We start from the raw sequence: 15,792 nt of genomic DNA, 5'->3' as shown, positions 1-15,792 counted from the left end.
TCAGGAATGGGACTGAGAGAGGACTTAGAGCGGTATCGTGAGGTCGGGGAAGCCAAGCGCCAAGACCTCGCCGACTTCATCCAGTACGGCGACCTCGGCCAGAGCCTGCCCGACGAAATCAACATCCCCATCAAAATCGTGGACCTGCCGGAGTTCGCCTACGACCAGCGGGACGAGGGCGGCATCGGGCAGGGCGAACCCGACGTGGGCGACCCCGTCGGCGAGCCACAGCCACAACCCGGCGACGGCGACGAGGAGGGCGACCCCGGCGACGAGTCGGGCGACCACGACTACTACGAGATGGACCCCGAGGAGTTCGCCGAGGAGTTGGACGACGAGTTGGGCCTCGACTTGGAACCGAAGGGCAAGGAGGTCATCGAGGAGAAGGAAGGCGACTTCACCGACATGACCCGGACGGGTCCCGACTCGACGCTGGACTTCGAGCGGATGTTCAAGGAGGGCCTCAAACGAAAGCTGGCGATGGACTTCGACCCGGAGTTCCTGAAGGAGGTCCTCCGAATCGACGGCTGGGGACCGGACAAGACGTTCTCGTGGGCCAGAGAGAACGCCATCAACGTCTCGAAGCATTGGCTCGAAGAAGCCTACAGCCAGATTCCCGACGACGAGAAGACCGAGTGGTCCTCCATCGAGGAGGTCGAGGAGAACGTCACCCGTCGGAGTACCGCCCAGAAAATCAAAGAGGAGGGCATCAGCCACGTCCCCTTCCGGAAGGAGGACGAGCGCTACCGCTACCCCGAAATCATCGAGGAGCGCGAGAAGAACGTCGTCGTCGTCAACATCCGGGACGTGTCCGGGTCGATGCGCGAGAAGAAGCGCGAGTTGGTCGAGCGCACCTTCACGCCGCTGGACTGGTACCTGACGGGCAAGTACGACAACGCCGAGTTCGTCTACATCGCCCACGACGCCGAGGCGTGGGAGGTCGAGCGCGACGAGTTCTTCGGGATTCGGTCGGGCGGCGGGACCAAAATCTCGTCGGCCTACGAACTCGCCGCCGCGATTCTGGACGAGCGCTACCCCTGGACCGACTGGAACCGCTACGTGTTCGCGGCGGGCGACAGCGAGAACTCCCGCAACGACACCAGCGAGAACGTCATCCCGATGATGGAGGAGATTCCGGCGAACCTCCACGCCTACGTCGAGACTCAACCCGACGGGAAGGCCATCAACGCGACCCACGCCGAGGAGGTCCAAGACTACTTCGGCGACTCCTCGGAGGTGGCGGTGAGCTTCGTCAACAGCCCCGAGGACGTGACCGACGCCATCTACGAAATCCTCAGCACGGAGGCCGAATCGTGATTCGCAGTAACGACAGTCAGGAGGCCACAGCATGAGAGAGCGACCCCGAACCAAGCAGGCGGCGGAACCGCTACAGGAACCGGCCGACGAGGCCAGAAATCTGGCCCACAAGCTCGGCCTCGACCCCTACGACGTGAACTACTGGGTGGTCGATTACGACGAGATGAACGAACTCATCGCGTACAACGGGTTCCAAGAGCGCTACCCCCATTGGCGATGGGGCATGCAGTACGACCGCCAGCAGAAGCAGGGCCAGTACACCGGCGGGAAGGCCTTCGAAATCGTCATCAACGACGACCCGTCCCACGCCTTCCTCCAGGAGTCCAACGCCGTCGCCGACCAGAAGGCGGTCATCACCCACGTCGAGGCCCACAGCGACTTCTTCGCCGAGAACCGGTGGTACCGGATGTTCGCCGACGAGTTGGACGCCGCGGCGATGCTCGAACGCCACGCCCGGCGCATCGAGGAGTACATGGCCGACTCGGACATCGACCGCGAGGAGGTCGAGCAGTGGATAGACAGCGTGCTGTGTCTCGAAGACAACATCGACCAGCACGAACCGTTCAAGCGCCAGTACGAGCAGAGAGGCGACGACGACGAAGAAATCGAGAACGACGAGTTGGCCGAGAAGTTAGACGAGATGGACCTCTCGGAGGAGGTCAAGCGCCAAGTGTTCGACGAGGAGTGGATGGACGAGCAGGCCGACGCCGCCGAGTTGGACGAACCCGAGATGGACGTGCTGGCCTTCCTCCGGGACCACGGCAAGGCCTACGACGAGGAGACAGAGAAGGCCGAGGAGATGGAAGAGTGGCAGCGCGAGGTCTTGGAGATGCTCCGGGCCGAGTCCTACTACTTCGCGGCCCAGAAGCTGACGAAGGTCATGAACGAGGGGTGGGCCGCCTACTGGGAGTCGATGATGATGGGCGAGGAGGCCTTCGCCGGGGACGACGAGTTCCTGAGCTACGCCGACCACCAAGCGCGCGTCCTCAACTCGCCGGGGCTGAACCCCTACCAGCTCGGCAAGGAGCTGTGGGAGTACATCGAGAACACCGAGAACCGCCGGGAGGTCTGCCGGAAGCTCCTGCGCGTCGAGGGCGTCACGTGGCGCAACTTCCACGACACCGTGGACTTCGAGCGGGTGCAGGACTTGCTCGCGCCCGACCCGCGAATCGACAGCATCGACCCCGAGAATCTGGACGAGTTGGACGACCTCGCGCCGGAGAAGGTGGACGGGGAGGCGCTCGACGCCGCGAAGGAGGGGGACATCGACATCGAGCGATACCCGTGGAAGGTCCTGACCTACCGGGGCCTCGCGGAACGGCACTTCTCGCTGTGCAAGCGCCAGAACCGCGGGTTCCTCCGGTCGGTCGCCCAGCAGGACTTGGAGCAGTTCGCGCGCTACATCGTGGACGACGCCCGATTCGATTCGGTCGAGGAGGCCATCGCCGACGTGGACTACGCCACCGGCTGGGACAAGATGCGGGACGTGCGGGCCTCGAACAACGACGTGACCTTCCTCGACAGCTACCTGACTCAGGAGTTCGTCAACGACAACCAGTACTTCACCTACGAGTTCAGCCAGACCACGGGCGACTACCGGGTCGCCAGCACGGACTACGAGGACGTCAAGAAGAAGCTGATGCTCCAGTTCACCAACTTCGGCAAGCCCACCATCGCGGTGTACGACGGTAACTACAACAACCGCAACGAACTGCTGTTGGGCCACCACTACAACGGCGTGATGCTGGACGTAGAGCAGGCCAAGCGGACCTTAGAGCGCGTCTTCGACCTCTGGGGTCGCCCGGTGAACCTCAAGACCATCGTGAAGGAAGTCGACGACAGGGACGCCGAAATCGCCCGCCGACGCGACCGCGAGCCAGAACCCGAGGAGGTCGGCAAGCTCCTGCGCTACGACGGCGAGCAATTCACGATGGAGGACCTGCCGTGGAGCGAAGTCGAGGACATCGCTGCGACGGAGGTCGATTACGACACCAAGCCCGTGGACTGGCTGGCGTAACAGAATCATCGCTGGTTTTCCGGCCAACTATTCCCGACAGCAGAAAGAGAAACGAAAGTCCTACCCTTCCCGCACGACGTATCCGAGACCGAACACTATCAGGAGCGCGAGGACCGACGCCAGCGGGGTGAATCCCGGAACCGACCCGTCGGTCCCCGAAGTATCGTCCGCCGAGCGGGTTTCGTCCGCCATCGCTTTCGCACTCTTCTGACCGCAGTCCGTGACGACCGTGTCGCCCTCGACCGAACTATCGCCGGAGGCCGCGAACTCTAACTCGACAGGGTCACCGAGGGTCGTCCCGACCTCGAACGTGTACTCTCCGTCGTCCGAAAGCTCGACCGTCCGCGACTCGTCGGCTCCGACCCTCACCTCGTCGGCGACACCGCCGACCGAGTACACGAGCGGCATCGACGTGGGATTGTTCAGCACTGCCTGCGGTCCGCCGTCACCACAGGAGACTTCGACGCTCGCGGTCACGTTTTCGGGGGAGACCTCCTCGATTCCGAACCGGAGGACTTTCCGGCGGTCTCCCTCGTGGCCGTACGGTTCGACGTACTGCACTTCACCGCTCGGACCGCTGGCGGCCATCTGGACTTGGTAGTTCTCCCGCGTCAGATTCTCGTTGTACTGATTGTCGAGCGACCGCCCCGGTATCTCCCTGCTCTCGGGCATCGGTTTACCGAGGTCCGTCCGGTAGAAGGTGGCTCGTCCCAGATACGTCCCGTTGAGGCTCCTGACGTGGACCTCCTCGAATCGCCGCACGCCCTCGGCTTCCGACTGCTCTTCGACTGTCGTGTACAGGAGTACTCCGTCGGTCTGGACCATCGACCCGACCGCCAGATTGCGACCGGAGGAGTCGCCTTCGACTTCGAACCACTCGCGGTCGGTCGGATGGGCGAAGACGCTCGTCTTGTAGAGGTCGGAGGTGTTCGTCTCCCCGCGAATGCTGACCGCCATGGAGAAGCTTCCCGGCGGTCCCATCGTCTCGACGGAGTAGGTCAGATAGCGCAGTTCGTCGGGCAACTCCTCGGCCTTCTCGTAGGCGGTCACGACTCGCTCCGGCGGGTCGAACGTCGTCGCGGTTTCACCGGTCGTCGTGTTGACGAACACGCGGGTCGGTGCCGGGTCCACCGTGAACGAGAGATACGCCCCGCCGTCTATCTTTGCGACGCTGTTCCACTTCCACGAGTCCAGCCTCGGCGGTTCCGGTCCGGAATGGCGGGCCAGAACTTCGCCGGTAGAGTGGTTTCTGAGGACGTACTCGCCATCGACGTGCAACAACACTCGGGACGGGCTATCGTAGAGAATATCGTCGTTGTGGTAGCTCCACTGCACGTCACCGGTATCGGGGTCCACGATGAACTCTTGGTTGTGATTCGTCCAGAAGCGGACGTCGCCACGCATTCGCTCGGCGATGTAACCGCTGTTCGGAGCCTCCCACGTCCACGCCGGTTCCCCGGTCGTCACGTCGCGGGCGTAGAACGTGGCCTTGCTTCCGGGCTGCGTGAGCAGTAGGTCGCCGACTCGCTCGGTGAGAACGTACTCGTTTGCGACGAACTGCGTCCACCGCTCGTTCAGGCCCGTGTCCAAGGCCCCGTACCGAGACCCGTCGTCGATTTCCCCCGAGCAGCCGCTTGCTCCCTCGGCTTCGCAATCGGTGTCGTCGAGGGTCTCGAAGGTTATCGTCCCGTCGGCGTAGTCCGCGCTTTCGAGTTCGTACTCGGTCTCGTACCGGGCCAGTTCCGTCGGTTTCGTCCCGACGCCGTACTTTCGGATACCAGCTTTACTGACCACGAAGACCGCCGAGTCCGTCGCAAACATCGTCTCGAACTGCGCGTCGAGCGTTCCGAGGTCGAACTGCTTCCACTTTCCGCCTCGTTTCGCCACGGCAGAAATCGTCCGTCCGTACCGGACGACCAGCGTGTCGCCGACGACCCGGCCGTCGAACCGCTTGGAACTCTCCTCGGTCCACTCGGCGTCTGCGACGACCTTGGTCGCCGCGAGATTCGTGGTGTTGTTCCCGACGAGTACGTGAACGGCGGGCGAGATCGTCGGTCCCGAAGAGGGGAAGCTCGCCCCACCGACGAACACGAACTCGCCGGAAACGCCGAGACGGTTGAGGTCCGGTTCCGTCTCGTTCACCGTAACGTTCCACTCGGTCCGATCCGACTCTCGAACGTCACTGTCGGTCGCCGCCTGCACGTGGTGGTCCGCTGGCTGGCCCACGGTGGCACCCACGGGAACAGCCATCGAGAACAGAAGGACGACGGCTAAGAAGAGCGATTTTCCCATGCCGCCGTGTTGTTATGTCCATCGTAAATTATTTTCGACTGGATACTTATCCGGACTTTTGAAATATAAATGCGTCTTTAGTGATTATAAATAATGCTTAGAAAAATAAAATTATGTCTCTATCCTACCAAGCGTACTCTTCGCGCGGGTCAACGTCGTCGCGCTCGCTGTCGTAGACGCGCTCGCCCTCCACGAACACCTGCTGGGCGTCCGAGTCCAACTCGAACATCGGCCCGTCCCAGACCACGAGGTCGGCGTCGGTCCCCTCCTCCAGCGTCCCGACGCGCTCCTCGATGCCCAGAATCTCGGCCGGGTGGCGCGTGACCGTCTTCAGCGCCACGTCCTTCGGCAGGCCCTCGCGGACCGCCAGTCCGACGCAGACGTCCAGATGCTCCTGGGGCAGGACCGGCGCGTCGGTCTGGATGGCGACCTTGACCCCGGCGTCGTGGAGGATGCCCGGCGTCTCGAAGGTGATGTTGCGGAGTTCGTACTTGCTGGCCGAGGAGATGGTCGGCCCCACGACCGCCGGCACGTCGCGCTCGACGAACTCCTCGGCCAGCACGTGGCCCTCGGTCGCGTGTTCGATGGACAAATTCTCGATGCCGAACTCGTCGGCGATGCGGAACACCGTGGCGATGTCGTCGGCGCGGTGGGCGTGGACTCGCAGGGGCAACTCACCCTCGATGACGCGGGCGAGGTTCTCCATCCCCAAATCGCGCTCGAAGGGGTCGCCCTCCTCGCGGGCCGACTCCCGGCGCTCGACGTAGTCCTCGGCGTCCATCAGGGCCTGTCGGAGCGTGGCCGCGACGCCGGGGCGCGTACTCGGCTGGCGGTCCTTCTCGTCGCCGTGGAACCGCTTGGGGTTCTCGCCGAAGGCGGCCTTCATGCCGTCCTCCCGAATCAGCATTCGGTCGGCCACCTTGCCGTAGGTCTTCATCGAGCAGATGATGCCGCCGACGACGTTCGCGCTCCCCATCCGGGCCGAGACGGTCGTCACGCCGCCTTGGAAGGCGTGTTTCAACTCGTCGTCGCGCGGGTGGAACCCGTCGAGGGCGTTGACCTGCGGCGTCACGGGGTCCGAGACCTCGTTGAAGTCGCCGTCCTCGGGTTCGCCCCACTCGGCCATCCCGGCGTGGCTGTGGGCGTCGATGAGGCCGGGCGTGACGTGGGCACCCTCGGCGTCGAATACCTCGGCGTCGTCGGGGACCTCGACCTCCTCGTCGGGGCCGACCGCCGAAATCTCGCCCTCTTCGAGGAGAACCGTGCCGCCGTCTATCGTTCCTCGCTCCGCCACCGTGTGGACCGTCCCATTGACGATTGCTCGCATACCTCGAAGGTGAGAAAACGAGGATATGAGGATTTCGGTTCGAAGTACCTCCCGACCCTCGCCGCTACCCCGGAAAATAAACCCGCGTCACTCGATACCACGGCCATGTACCGACGCGACCTCAGAGACACCCAATCCGACGACCTGCTGGCCGACGCCGTCACCGCGGAGATGGCCGAGCAGGCGATTCCGGAACCGAACGAGTCCGACGGCAATCGCCTCGCCTACGCCGCCTCCCGCGAGCATCGCACCGACCTCTACCTGAAGGACGGCGAGGAGACCCGCAAGTTGACCAGCAGGGGCCTCCTCGCTCAGCGCTACACCCACCTCGACCCGCGGTGGTTCGACTGGCACCCCGAAGGCGAGAACATTGCCTACGCCGGAGAGGACGACGACGGCCTCTCGATTTGGACCGCGGACGCCGAGACCGGCGAGAAGACCCGCGTGACCAACCACGACGCCGCCGACGCCGGACCGCGGTTCTCGCCCGACGGCGACGAAATCGCGTTCGTGACCGACAACTGGTCGCCCGGAAGCCTCGCGGTCGCCTCCGCCGACGGCCGCCGCGTCGAGGTCCTGCGCGACGACGAGTTCCTCTATCAGGACCCCCGATGGGCCGACGGCGACGCCCTCTACGCGGTCCGGACGCGCCACGAGGACCTCACGGACCGCGCGAGTCAGGTCGTCCGCGTGAGTCGGGACGGCGGGGTCGAACCGGTTTTCGCCAGCGACTCGGTGAACGCCTACGCGCCCCGGCCTCGGCCCAGTTCCGACTCTGACTCCGAGGAACTCGCGTTCGTCCACGACGAGACCGGGTTCGACGCGATTTACCTCACGGGTCCCGACCGAGAGGAGCCGGAGCAACTCGTCGCGGAGCGCGGCACCGACCTCGGCGCGCCCTCGTGGGACTCCTCGGGCGAGAAACTCGCGTTCACGGCCACCCGAGACGGGAAGGTGGAAATCCGGACCGTCGCCGCCGACTCGGGCGAGGTCGAGGCGCTGACCGACGAACCCGGCGACCGCTACTTCCCCGAGTGGCGGGAAGGCGACGTTCTCGCAGTCGCCGCGGACCCGACCACGCCCCCGGAGGTCCGGAACGTCTCGACCGGCGAGCGCGTGGCGGGGCGACCCCCGGCGGGCCTCGAATCCCGGTTCGTGGACCCCGAGGAGATCACCTACGACTCGACGGGTGGCGTCGAGATTCACGCGATGGTCTACCTGCCCGAGGGCCACGACGAGGCGGACCCCGACTCGATTCCCCTGCTGGTCCACCCCCACGGCGGCCCGACCGCCTTCGACGGCTACGAGTACAACTACCGCGCGCAGTACTTCGCTCGGCAGGGGTTCGCCGTCATCGAACCCAACTACCGCGGTTCGTCGGGCTTCGGCCGCGAGTTCCGGAATCGCAACGACTTCGCGTGGGGCGAGGGCGACTTGGACGACGTGGTCAACGCCGCCGACGCGCTGGCCGACGCCTACCCCGCGGTGGACCCCGACCGCGCGGGCATCTTCGGCGGGAGCGGCGGCGGCCTGATGACGGTCAACGCCCTCGGGAAGACCGACCGCTTCGACGCCGGGGCGGCCTTCTACGGCGTCTACGACTACGAGACGTTCGTGGACGACACCGACGACGTGGGCTGGCGACTCATGAAGCGCGAACTCGGCTTCCCCGCGACCGACATCGACAACTATCGGGAGGCCAGTCCCATCCGGAGCGTGCCCGACATCGAGGCACCCCTGCTGGTCCTCCACGGCGAGGAGGACGTGCGCGTCCCCCTCAGCCAGTCCGAGCAGTTGGTCGAGGAACTCGACAAGCACGGCAAGACCTACGAGTTCCAGACCTACGACGACGAACCCCACGGGTTCCTCAAGCGCGAGAACGTCGTAGACGCCTACTCGCGGGTCGCCGACCTGTTCGCCAAGTACCTCGAAGTCAACCCCGACGACGGGAGCAGTCGGCCGCATCGGCCCGACGACGAGTGATTGCGACTATACGAACGTCGCAGTCGCATGCGACTGCGACATTCATATAGTACTTTGCGCGCGAACGAGCGCGAACGTCGGCAATTCCCTCCGGGTTCCGGAGGGGGTTTACCCGCCCGCGAGCAAGCCTCGGGCGTGACGACCGACCGGCGACAGCGACTGCTCATCGGCGTGGGGGCCGCGACCAGATTCGCCAGCGGCATCCTGATGGGCACCGCGCTGGCGGTGTACGTCGGCAGGCAGGGGTCGGCCTTCGCGGTCAGCATGGTGTTGACGGCCTACTTCCTCGGGATGATGGTGTTCTCGCCGGTCTGGGGCGCGCTCGCCGACGTGACCGGGCGGCGCAGAGCCGTGATGGTGGTCTCGGGCGCGCTGGCGACCCTCGCGGTCCTGCCCCTGACGGTCACCGAGGGCGTCTGGGGACCCATCGGCACGCGCGGCCTCTACGCCGTCTTCGCCTCGGGCTTCGCCCCGGTGATGTTGACCATCGTGAGCGTCCACGGCGGCGAGACGGGCCGGGGCAAGTCGGTCGGCTTCTTCAACAGCACTCGCGCGGTCGGATTCGCTGGCGGGCAGTTGACCGTCGGCGCGCTTCTGGGTCTGCTCGCGCCCCAAGAACTGTATCTGGTCATCGCGGGCGTGAGTCTGGTCTCGACGCTCGCGGTCGCGTTCGTCGCCGACCCCACTCCGAACCCCGACAGGGAACCCTCGCTGAGCGAGATTCGGACCGAGGTCAAAGAGCGACTCTTCCCCGCGGCGGGCGAGCGCGACCACCTCACGACCAACGGTCTCGGGTGGCTTTACGTCGCGCTGGCGCTCCGGAACATGACCGTGCTGGGCGTGATGAGCCTGATGGCTCCCTACCTCGTCGAGCATGTCGGCGTCTCGGAGTTCGTGATGGGCGCGCTACTGGCAATCAACCCGGCGGGGCAGGCCGTCTTCATGGTCCTGTTCGGCCGACTCGCCGACTCGGTGGGCCGGAAACCCCTCGTCACGGTCGGGATGGCCGGGAGCGGCCTCTACGCCGTCGTGGCGGGACTGGCGACCGCGCCCGACGCCCTCCTCGCGCGGATGGCGATTGCGGGAATCGGCTTCGTGATTATCGCGGCCGCCTTCTCGGCGATGACGACCGGCGCGATTGCGTTCATCGGCGACGTGGCTCCGGCCGAGCGCGAGTCGGAACTGATGGGCCTGCGCTCGACCGCGAAGGGGGTCGGCGGCGTGCTGGGGCCGCCGATTTTCGGCGCAGTAGCCACGGTTGCGAGCTACGAGACGGCCTTCCTCGGCGGGAGCGTGCTGGCGTTCGCGGCGGCGGGACTGGTCGGGATTCGACTGGTCGAGAGCAACAGCGGGCCCTCGCGGGCGACTGCGGCCGACGACTGAGAAACGCGCCCCGCCCGACTCAGAGCCACGCGGTCAGCATGTTCCAGTAGGCGAGTTGCCAGAGGAAGGCGACGAGCGCCGCCGCGACCAGCGAGTAGTGGACACGACCAACCGGACCCCAGTAGCGGTCGGTCCACGCGAGGACCGCGGCGGCGACGACGCCGAGCGTGGCGAGCGCGAAGACCGGCGGGACGAAGAGCAGGGCTTGCAGGCTCGGCGGGAGAACGAGGATGCTGAAAGGGTCCGTGAGGAGGACCGCGAGGAATCCGACGACGAAGCCGATACCGAGTAGTGCGGTGAACCCGGCCAGCCAGCGGGCCGCGCGGGGACGGTCGCTCGCGGCCAGTCGGTCATCGCCGTCCGCGCTCACGGGACTCCTCCCCCTGCCTCCACGCCCTCGCCTCCGGCGTCGCCAGCCGCGGAAGCGACGCCAGAGGGCCGCGGCGGGCCACCCCAGAATCGCGGAGGCGAAAATCAGGAGCGCCGCGGCGAACAGTCCGGCTTGCATCTGAGTGGTCTCCCACCACCCGATGCGCTCGAAGCTCTGGGGCGCGGCGGCGTCGAAGAAGACGTAGCTCGCCCGGCCGTCCTCGACGCGGAAGGCCATCCGGCCGTCGCCGCCGACCTCCTCGAAGACGGTCGGGCCGGTCCGAATCCAGCGCTGGGTGCCCTGCCCGGGCCGGGAGGTCACGAGGACTCCCTCGGCGCTCTCGGCCGGTCGGACCCGGAAGTCGCCGTTGAGCGCGGCGACCTTCGTGAAGTCGGTGGAGGAGATTCGCGTCGTGCGGAAGGCCCCGGTGAACGCCGAGAGTTCCGGGTCGGCGATTTCGGCCCCGCCGTTCGCGCTCGCCTCGCTCCCTTCCGCTTGGCCGCCGTCGGCGACGGTCGGGGCGACCGGGCCGGTCACGGGCCGCTCCTCGGTCGGGAAGAAGCGGTCCATGAACGAGTCGTAGAACTCCTCTCGGGCCTGCACGCCGCCGACCGAGTTGTAGGAGACGAACACGCCGAGGTCCCGCTCGGGCATCAGCCACAGCCCCGAGTGGAACAGTCGGGTGTCGCCGCCGTGGCCGACGACGCGCACGCCGTTCTTGCTCTGCTCGTAGAAGCCGAAGCCCATCCCGTTGAGCGCGGGATGGTTGGCGAAGTGCTGGCGGTGCATCCGCCGGGTGGCCGACTCGGAGAGGATTCGGGAGTCCTCGAACTGCCCGCCCTGCAAGTGCGCTATCATGAAGTTCGCCATATCGGTCGAGGTGGCGCTCATCGACCCCGCGGGCGGGATGCCGATGGTCTCGAACTCGCCGCGGACGTAGCGCCCGTTCTGGTAGGTGTAGCCCTCCGACAGGCGGCCGGGAACGTCGGCGGGAACCGGCTGGCGGAAGGTACTGCGGGTCATGCCGAGGGGCGCGAAGAGTTCGCGCTCGGCGTAGCGATTGAAGGGCGTACCAGCCTGCTTGGCGGCGATGTGGCCCGCGAGCGCCGCGCCGTAGTTCGAGTAGGAGGTGACCTCGCCCGGCGGTCGGACCCGAGCGGGCACCTCCTGAAGGGTCTCGCCGAGCGGTCGCACGTCCTCGGGCGAGCGGACGCCGACGCCGGTCAACTGCTCTTCGAACCCGGCGGTGTGGGTGGCGAGGTGTTCGACCGTGACGGGTTCGCCGTACCTCTCGGGGACGTGAACGTCGTCGAGATACCGGTTCACGCTGGCGTTGGGGTCGATGCGGCCGCGCTCGACCTGTTGCATCGCCGCGGTCCACGCGAAGAGCTTCGAGACCGACCCGATGCGGAACATGGTCCGGTTCGCCGCGACCGGGGTCCGGTTCCGTCGGTCTGCGTAGCCGTACCCCTCCGCGAAGAGGAGTTCGCCGTCCTTGACGACCGAGACGGTCGCGCCCGAGACGCGGTGTTCGTTCAGGTCCTCGGCCATCGCGGTGTCAACGAAGGCCTCGACCTCCTCGCGGGAATCGACTCCGCGCTCCTGCGCGTCGGTCTCCTGCGCTTGGGCGTTCTGGCCGTCCAGCGCGGCGACCGCCAGCGCGGGCGCGGCCTGCGCGGCGACGAGGAGAAAGACGAACGTAATTGTCAGTAAACGGGTTCTCTGACGCATGAAACTCCGATACGACGGGACTCCACTTAGGTTTCGGGAGGAAGATGGTGTCAGATGGCAGACGGACGCGCCGCGTCGGAGACCGACGCGGCGCGTCCGGTCTGAGGCGGTCGCGCTCGGTGGACCTTCCGACAGGACGCGCCCGGCCGACCAACCGCCGGGATGCGCTCGGTGAAACAACCGACGGGGGGCTGAAGGGGCCGCCCGGTCGCGGTCACGTGAGCGGAGTCTCACCGAACGAAGTGAGGTGACGGCTCGGAAGACGCGGATTGTCTTCCGGTGCGAACGTGACCTTGGGAGACGCGGTTCGTCTCCCAGCGCCCGAAGGGCTTGGTCGCTGGGCGGCCCCTATCCGCGACGGGCGGTGTCTCACCGAACGGAGTGAGGCGAGGCTCGGAAGACGCGGGTTGTCTTCCGGTGCGGAGAGGAGCGGATATGTCGGCCAGCGACCGCGAGCGGGCGGGGGCTTCAAGAAGACATCATCACTCCAACTCTACTGTTCGCGTTCGAATCACGCCGAGATAGAGCTGGCGGGGCTTCAGAAGACACCACCACGGCCTCCGTTGTCGCTCGGCGTCACATCGAACCATCCTTCCTCCGAGTTGAAACGTGGTCCGAGAACCATCTGCCGGGAGTTCGACTGCGAGACATACCCAGACATTTCCTAAACAATCAAATACACATATTAGGAAAACAATTAAATTTCCTTCACGATTCGCCGACCAAAATCTCCGGAGGTCTCATCACGAAATCGGAAGGTCAAGCATTTAATATCCTGCGAAGAACCGTAGGGGTATGAAGCGAGTCGACGTTGCTATCGTCGGCGGCGGTCCCGCCGGGACTGCCGCCGCGCGGGCCGCCGCCGAGGAGGGAGCAGACGCGCTCCTCGTCGAGAAGGGAGTTCCGCGCGCCGACCGCGAGGAGTTAGGACCCGATTCGACCGACGCCGCAGGGATGCTCGACTACTGGGTGGACATCATGGGCATCCCCTTCGAGGAGATTCCCGACCACGTCGTCCTCCAAGAGTTGGACCGGACCGAGTTCCTCGGACCGGAGAACTCCTGCGTCATGGAGGACACCGGCATCGAGTCGTCTTACGACGGGTTCGGCTTCACCTTCCACCGCGCCCGGATGGACGACTGGATGCGAGACCGAGCGGAGCGCGCCGGCGCGGCGTACCGCGTCGGCGTCGGCGTGACCGACGTGACGACCGACCTGACGGGCGCGCCGAGCCACACCCTCCACCTGTCGGACGGCGAGGACGTCGAGGCCGACTATCTCGTCCTCGCCGACGGCCCCCAGCGACAGGTCACGATGCGGGCGCTCGACCGGTTCTCGCCCGAGGACCGCCCCATCTCGGAGGTCGTGGCCCCCAACGAGGCCAACCACATCGCGTATCAGGAGTACCGGGAGTTCCCCGAGGAGCTGTTCGAACCGAACTCGCTCAAGTTCTGGTGGGGAATCATGCCCGGCGAGACGGCGTATCCGTGGATTTTCCCGAACGACGGGACGACTGCCCGCGTCGGTCTCACTATGCCCATCGGGATGAACCTCGAAGACGTGGACAACCCCGAGGAGTACGACCTTCTTCGACCCGACGACGACGCCATCCCCCGGCCCGCCGAGTACATCGAGCGCCTCCTCGACCGCCAGTTCGGCGACGAGTACGACCTCGCCGACTTCCCGCTGGTCCGAAATCGGGGCAAGAGCAAGGGCACCGAGACGTATCCTATCTCCTCGACGCGGCCCATCGACTCGCCCACCGCGGCGAACATCGCCGTCGCTGGCGGCGCGATGGGCACCACCTCGGCCTTCCACGAGGGCGGCTATCACGTCGCGGTCCGGACCGGCAAAATCGCCGGAGAACTCGCCGGGAAGGGTCGTCTGGACCCCTACAACGACCGCTGGAAGGACGCCATCGGCGAGGAGATTGTCCGGAACGTCACCTTCGCGGACATCGTGGCCGACTACGGCCCGCGCGACTGGGACAAGGCGTTCTCGGCCGCCAGCGACATTCTGGCGGGCGAGGGCGAGGGCCGCCTACTGAAGTACAAACTCTCCTCCGGCCTGACGGGCGCGAAGATCGTCACGAAGTACAAGACGACCAAGCGCAAGTTCCGCAACGGCAAGTACGTCCAGTTCGAGGAGTCGGAGTACACGGTCTAAACCGCCGAGTCAGTCGGCCTTCTTCGCGTTGAACACCAGACAGTAGCTGTGGTCGTAGCCGTAGCCGTACCGCCCGCCGTCTCGCTCGTCCTGCTCGTCGCCCTCCCAGCCGACGACGACTTCGCCCTCGAAGTGGAAAGATTCGGAAGCGACTTCCGCCACGTCCCACGCCAGCGGGGTGACCTCCCCGGCGTGCTTCATGTTCGACACGTCGAGGAGCAGGCTGGCGTCCGGATTTGCGAGGAGAGCCAGTCGCTCGAACAGGTCCGCGAGGTCCGCCAGATACGTCTCGTAGTCGCTCTCGCTGTCGTCGGCGTAGTTCCGGAAGGGGTTGACCCCCATCGACCGCTCCATGTAGGGCGGCGAGGTGAGACAGCAGTCGAACGCCGGGAACTCGTCGGCGAGGTCTACGTCGAGTGCGTCTCCACAGACCACGTTCTCGGAGTGGTCGATGCGCTCGCGGACGAACTCGGCGCGGTCGGCCTCGTACTCCACGCCGTAGGGCACTCGGCCCAACTCCTCGGCGACGGCGAGGGTGGTGCCGAACCCCGCGAAGGGGTCGAAGACGGCGTCTCCCTCGTCGGAGAACTCGGCGAGGAAGTGCCGGACGTAGGCCTCGGGGGTTCGCACGTCGGCCTCCTCGGGCGGAATCGCGGTTTCCTGCTCGTAGTCGAGCGTCAGGAAGGTCTGCATGAGGCGGGATTCTGGCGGGGACCTGATAAATCTCGCCGGTCGAAGCCGACCGCCTCCCCTATCACTTCCTCCTCCTCCGCCCCAACCACTCGACCCCACCCACTCCGCCCCAACCGCTAAGTCCGCGCTCGGCGAAGTTCCGGGGCATGGGAATTCTCGAAATCCACTTCCACGACTCGGAGTTCAGTTGGAGCACGAACCCCGGAAGCGACGAAGAGCGGTCGTTCTCGCTCGGGGGAAAGCGCAAGTCCGGGGCCGCGACGACCGACGGCGGCGGGACCGACCGACCGTCGATTGCGCCCAAACTTCGCTCGCTCGCCATCATGGCGCTGGTCGTCGGCGCGGGCATCGCCTACAACCGACTCAAAGACCGGAGAGCGCGCGAGGCCGCCGAAGCCGAGGAGCAAGCGTCTGGGGGCCGACTCTCGCGCATCCGGTCGCGGTAACCTCGGAGTCGTCTTTCGAGCGGAACGTTCTGCTGTAACTCGACCGTCGAGTTCGTACTATCGCGCG

10 protein-coding genes are annotated in these 15,792 nt (G+C 65.9%); 6 read left to right on the top strand and 4 right to left on the bottom strand.

Going from position 1 to position 15,792, the window contains the following annotated elements; translation table 11 throughout:
- Positions 1–6: 6 nt before the first annotated feature.
- Both EPL01_RS06855 and EPL01_RS06850 read left to right on the top strand, forming a co-directional pair.
- Positions 7–1,317 carry a YeaH/YhbH family protein gene (locus EPL01_RS06855; RefSeq protein WP_135824502.1) on the top strand — a complete coding sequence of 437 codons (1,311 nt, stop codon included), beginning with the start codon at positions 7–9 and terminating at the stop codon, positions 1,315–1,317.
- 31 nt (positions 1,318–1,348) lie between these two features.
- Positions 1,349–3,334, top strand: a complete 1,986-nt coding sequence (locus tag EPL01_RS06850; RefSeq protein ID WP_135824501.1) for a SpoVR family protein — start codon at positions 1,349–1,351, stop codon at positions 3,332–3,334.
- 60 nt (positions 3,335–3,394) lie between these two features.
- Here the strand turns inward: EPL01_RS06850 and EPL01_RS06845 are convergent, their stop codons facing one another.
- The gene (locus EPL01_RS06845; RefSeq protein ID WP_135824500.1) at positions 3,395–5,626 is read right to left on the bottom strand and encodes a PQQ-binding-like beta-propeller repeat protein; all 2,232 of its coding nucleotides are present in this window, start codon (positions 5,624–5,626) and stop codon (positions 3,395–3,397) included.
- A gap of 124 nt (positions 5,627–5,750) precedes the next feature.
- Positions 5,751–6,953, bottom strand: a complete 1,203-nt coding sequence (locus EPL01_RS06840) for an amidohydrolase (RefSeq protein WP_135824499.1) — start codon at positions 6,951–6,953, stop codon at positions 5,751–5,753.
- Positions 6,954–7,058: 105 nt separating this feature from the next.
- Here EPL01_RS06840 and EPL01_RS06835 point away from each other — a divergent pair, with 105 nt between their 5' ends.
- Complete coding sequence (locus EPL01_RS06835) at positions 7,059–8,936, top strand: S9 family peptidase (RefSeq protein ID WP_135824498.1); 1,878 nt, start codon at positions 7,059–7,061, stop codon at positions 8,934–8,936.
- Positions 8,937–8,963: 27 nt separating this feature from the next.
- Positions 8,964–10,319, top strand: a complete 1,356-nt coding sequence (locus tag EPL01_RS06830) for an MFS transporter (protein WP_135824497.1) — start codon at positions 8,964–8,966, stop codon at positions 10,317–10,319.
- Between the two features lie 19 nt (positions 10,320–10,338).
- Here the strand turns inward: EPL01_RS06830 and EPL01_RS06825 are convergent, their stop codons facing one another.
- Positions 10,339–12,420 (bottom strand): serine hydrolase domain-containing protein, encoded by a 2,082-nt coding sequence (locus EPL01_RS06825; RefSeq protein ID WP_135824496.1) that lies wholly within the window; start codon positions 12,418–12,420, stop codon positions 10,339–10,341.
- 795 nt (positions 12,421–13,215) lie between these two features.
- Between EPL01_RS06825 and EPL01_RS06820 the strand changes: the two genes are divergently transcribed.
- On the top strand, positions 13,216–14,586 hold the full coding sequence (locus EPL01_RS06820; protein ID WP_135824495.1) for an NAD(P)/FAD-dependent oxidoreductase: 1,371 nt from the start codon (positions 13,216–13,218) through the stop codon (positions 14,584–14,586).
- Between the two features lie 9 nt (positions 14,587–14,595).
- On the opposite strand, the gene EPL01_RS06815 is transcribed toward EPL01_RS06820, so the two are convergent.
- The gene (locus tag EPL01_RS06815) at positions 14,596–15,279 is read right to left on the bottom strand and encodes a DNA methyltransferase (protein ID WP_135824494.1); all 684 of its coding nucleotides are present in this window, start codon (positions 15,277–15,279) and stop codon (positions 14,596–14,598) included.
- 146 nt (positions 15,280–15,425) lie between these two features.
- Here EPL01_RS06815 and EPL01_RS06810 point away from each other — a divergent pair, with 146 nt between their 5' ends.
- Positions 15,426–15,725: a hypothetical protein gene (locus EPL01_RS06810; RefSeq protein WP_135824493.1), complete on the top strand. Its 300-nt coding sequence runs from the start codon at positions 15,426–15,428 to the stop codon at positions 15,723–15,725.
- The last annotated feature ends 67 nt before the right edge of the window (positions 15,726–15,792 follow it).

It is taken from the genome of Halorussus ruber (genome assembly GCF_004765785.1).
GTDB classification, from domain to species: Archaea; Halobacteriota; Halobacteria; order Halobacteriales; family Haladaptataceae; genus Halorussus; species Halorussus ruber.
This window is presented reverse-complemented; position numbering and strand designations above follow the sequence as displayed.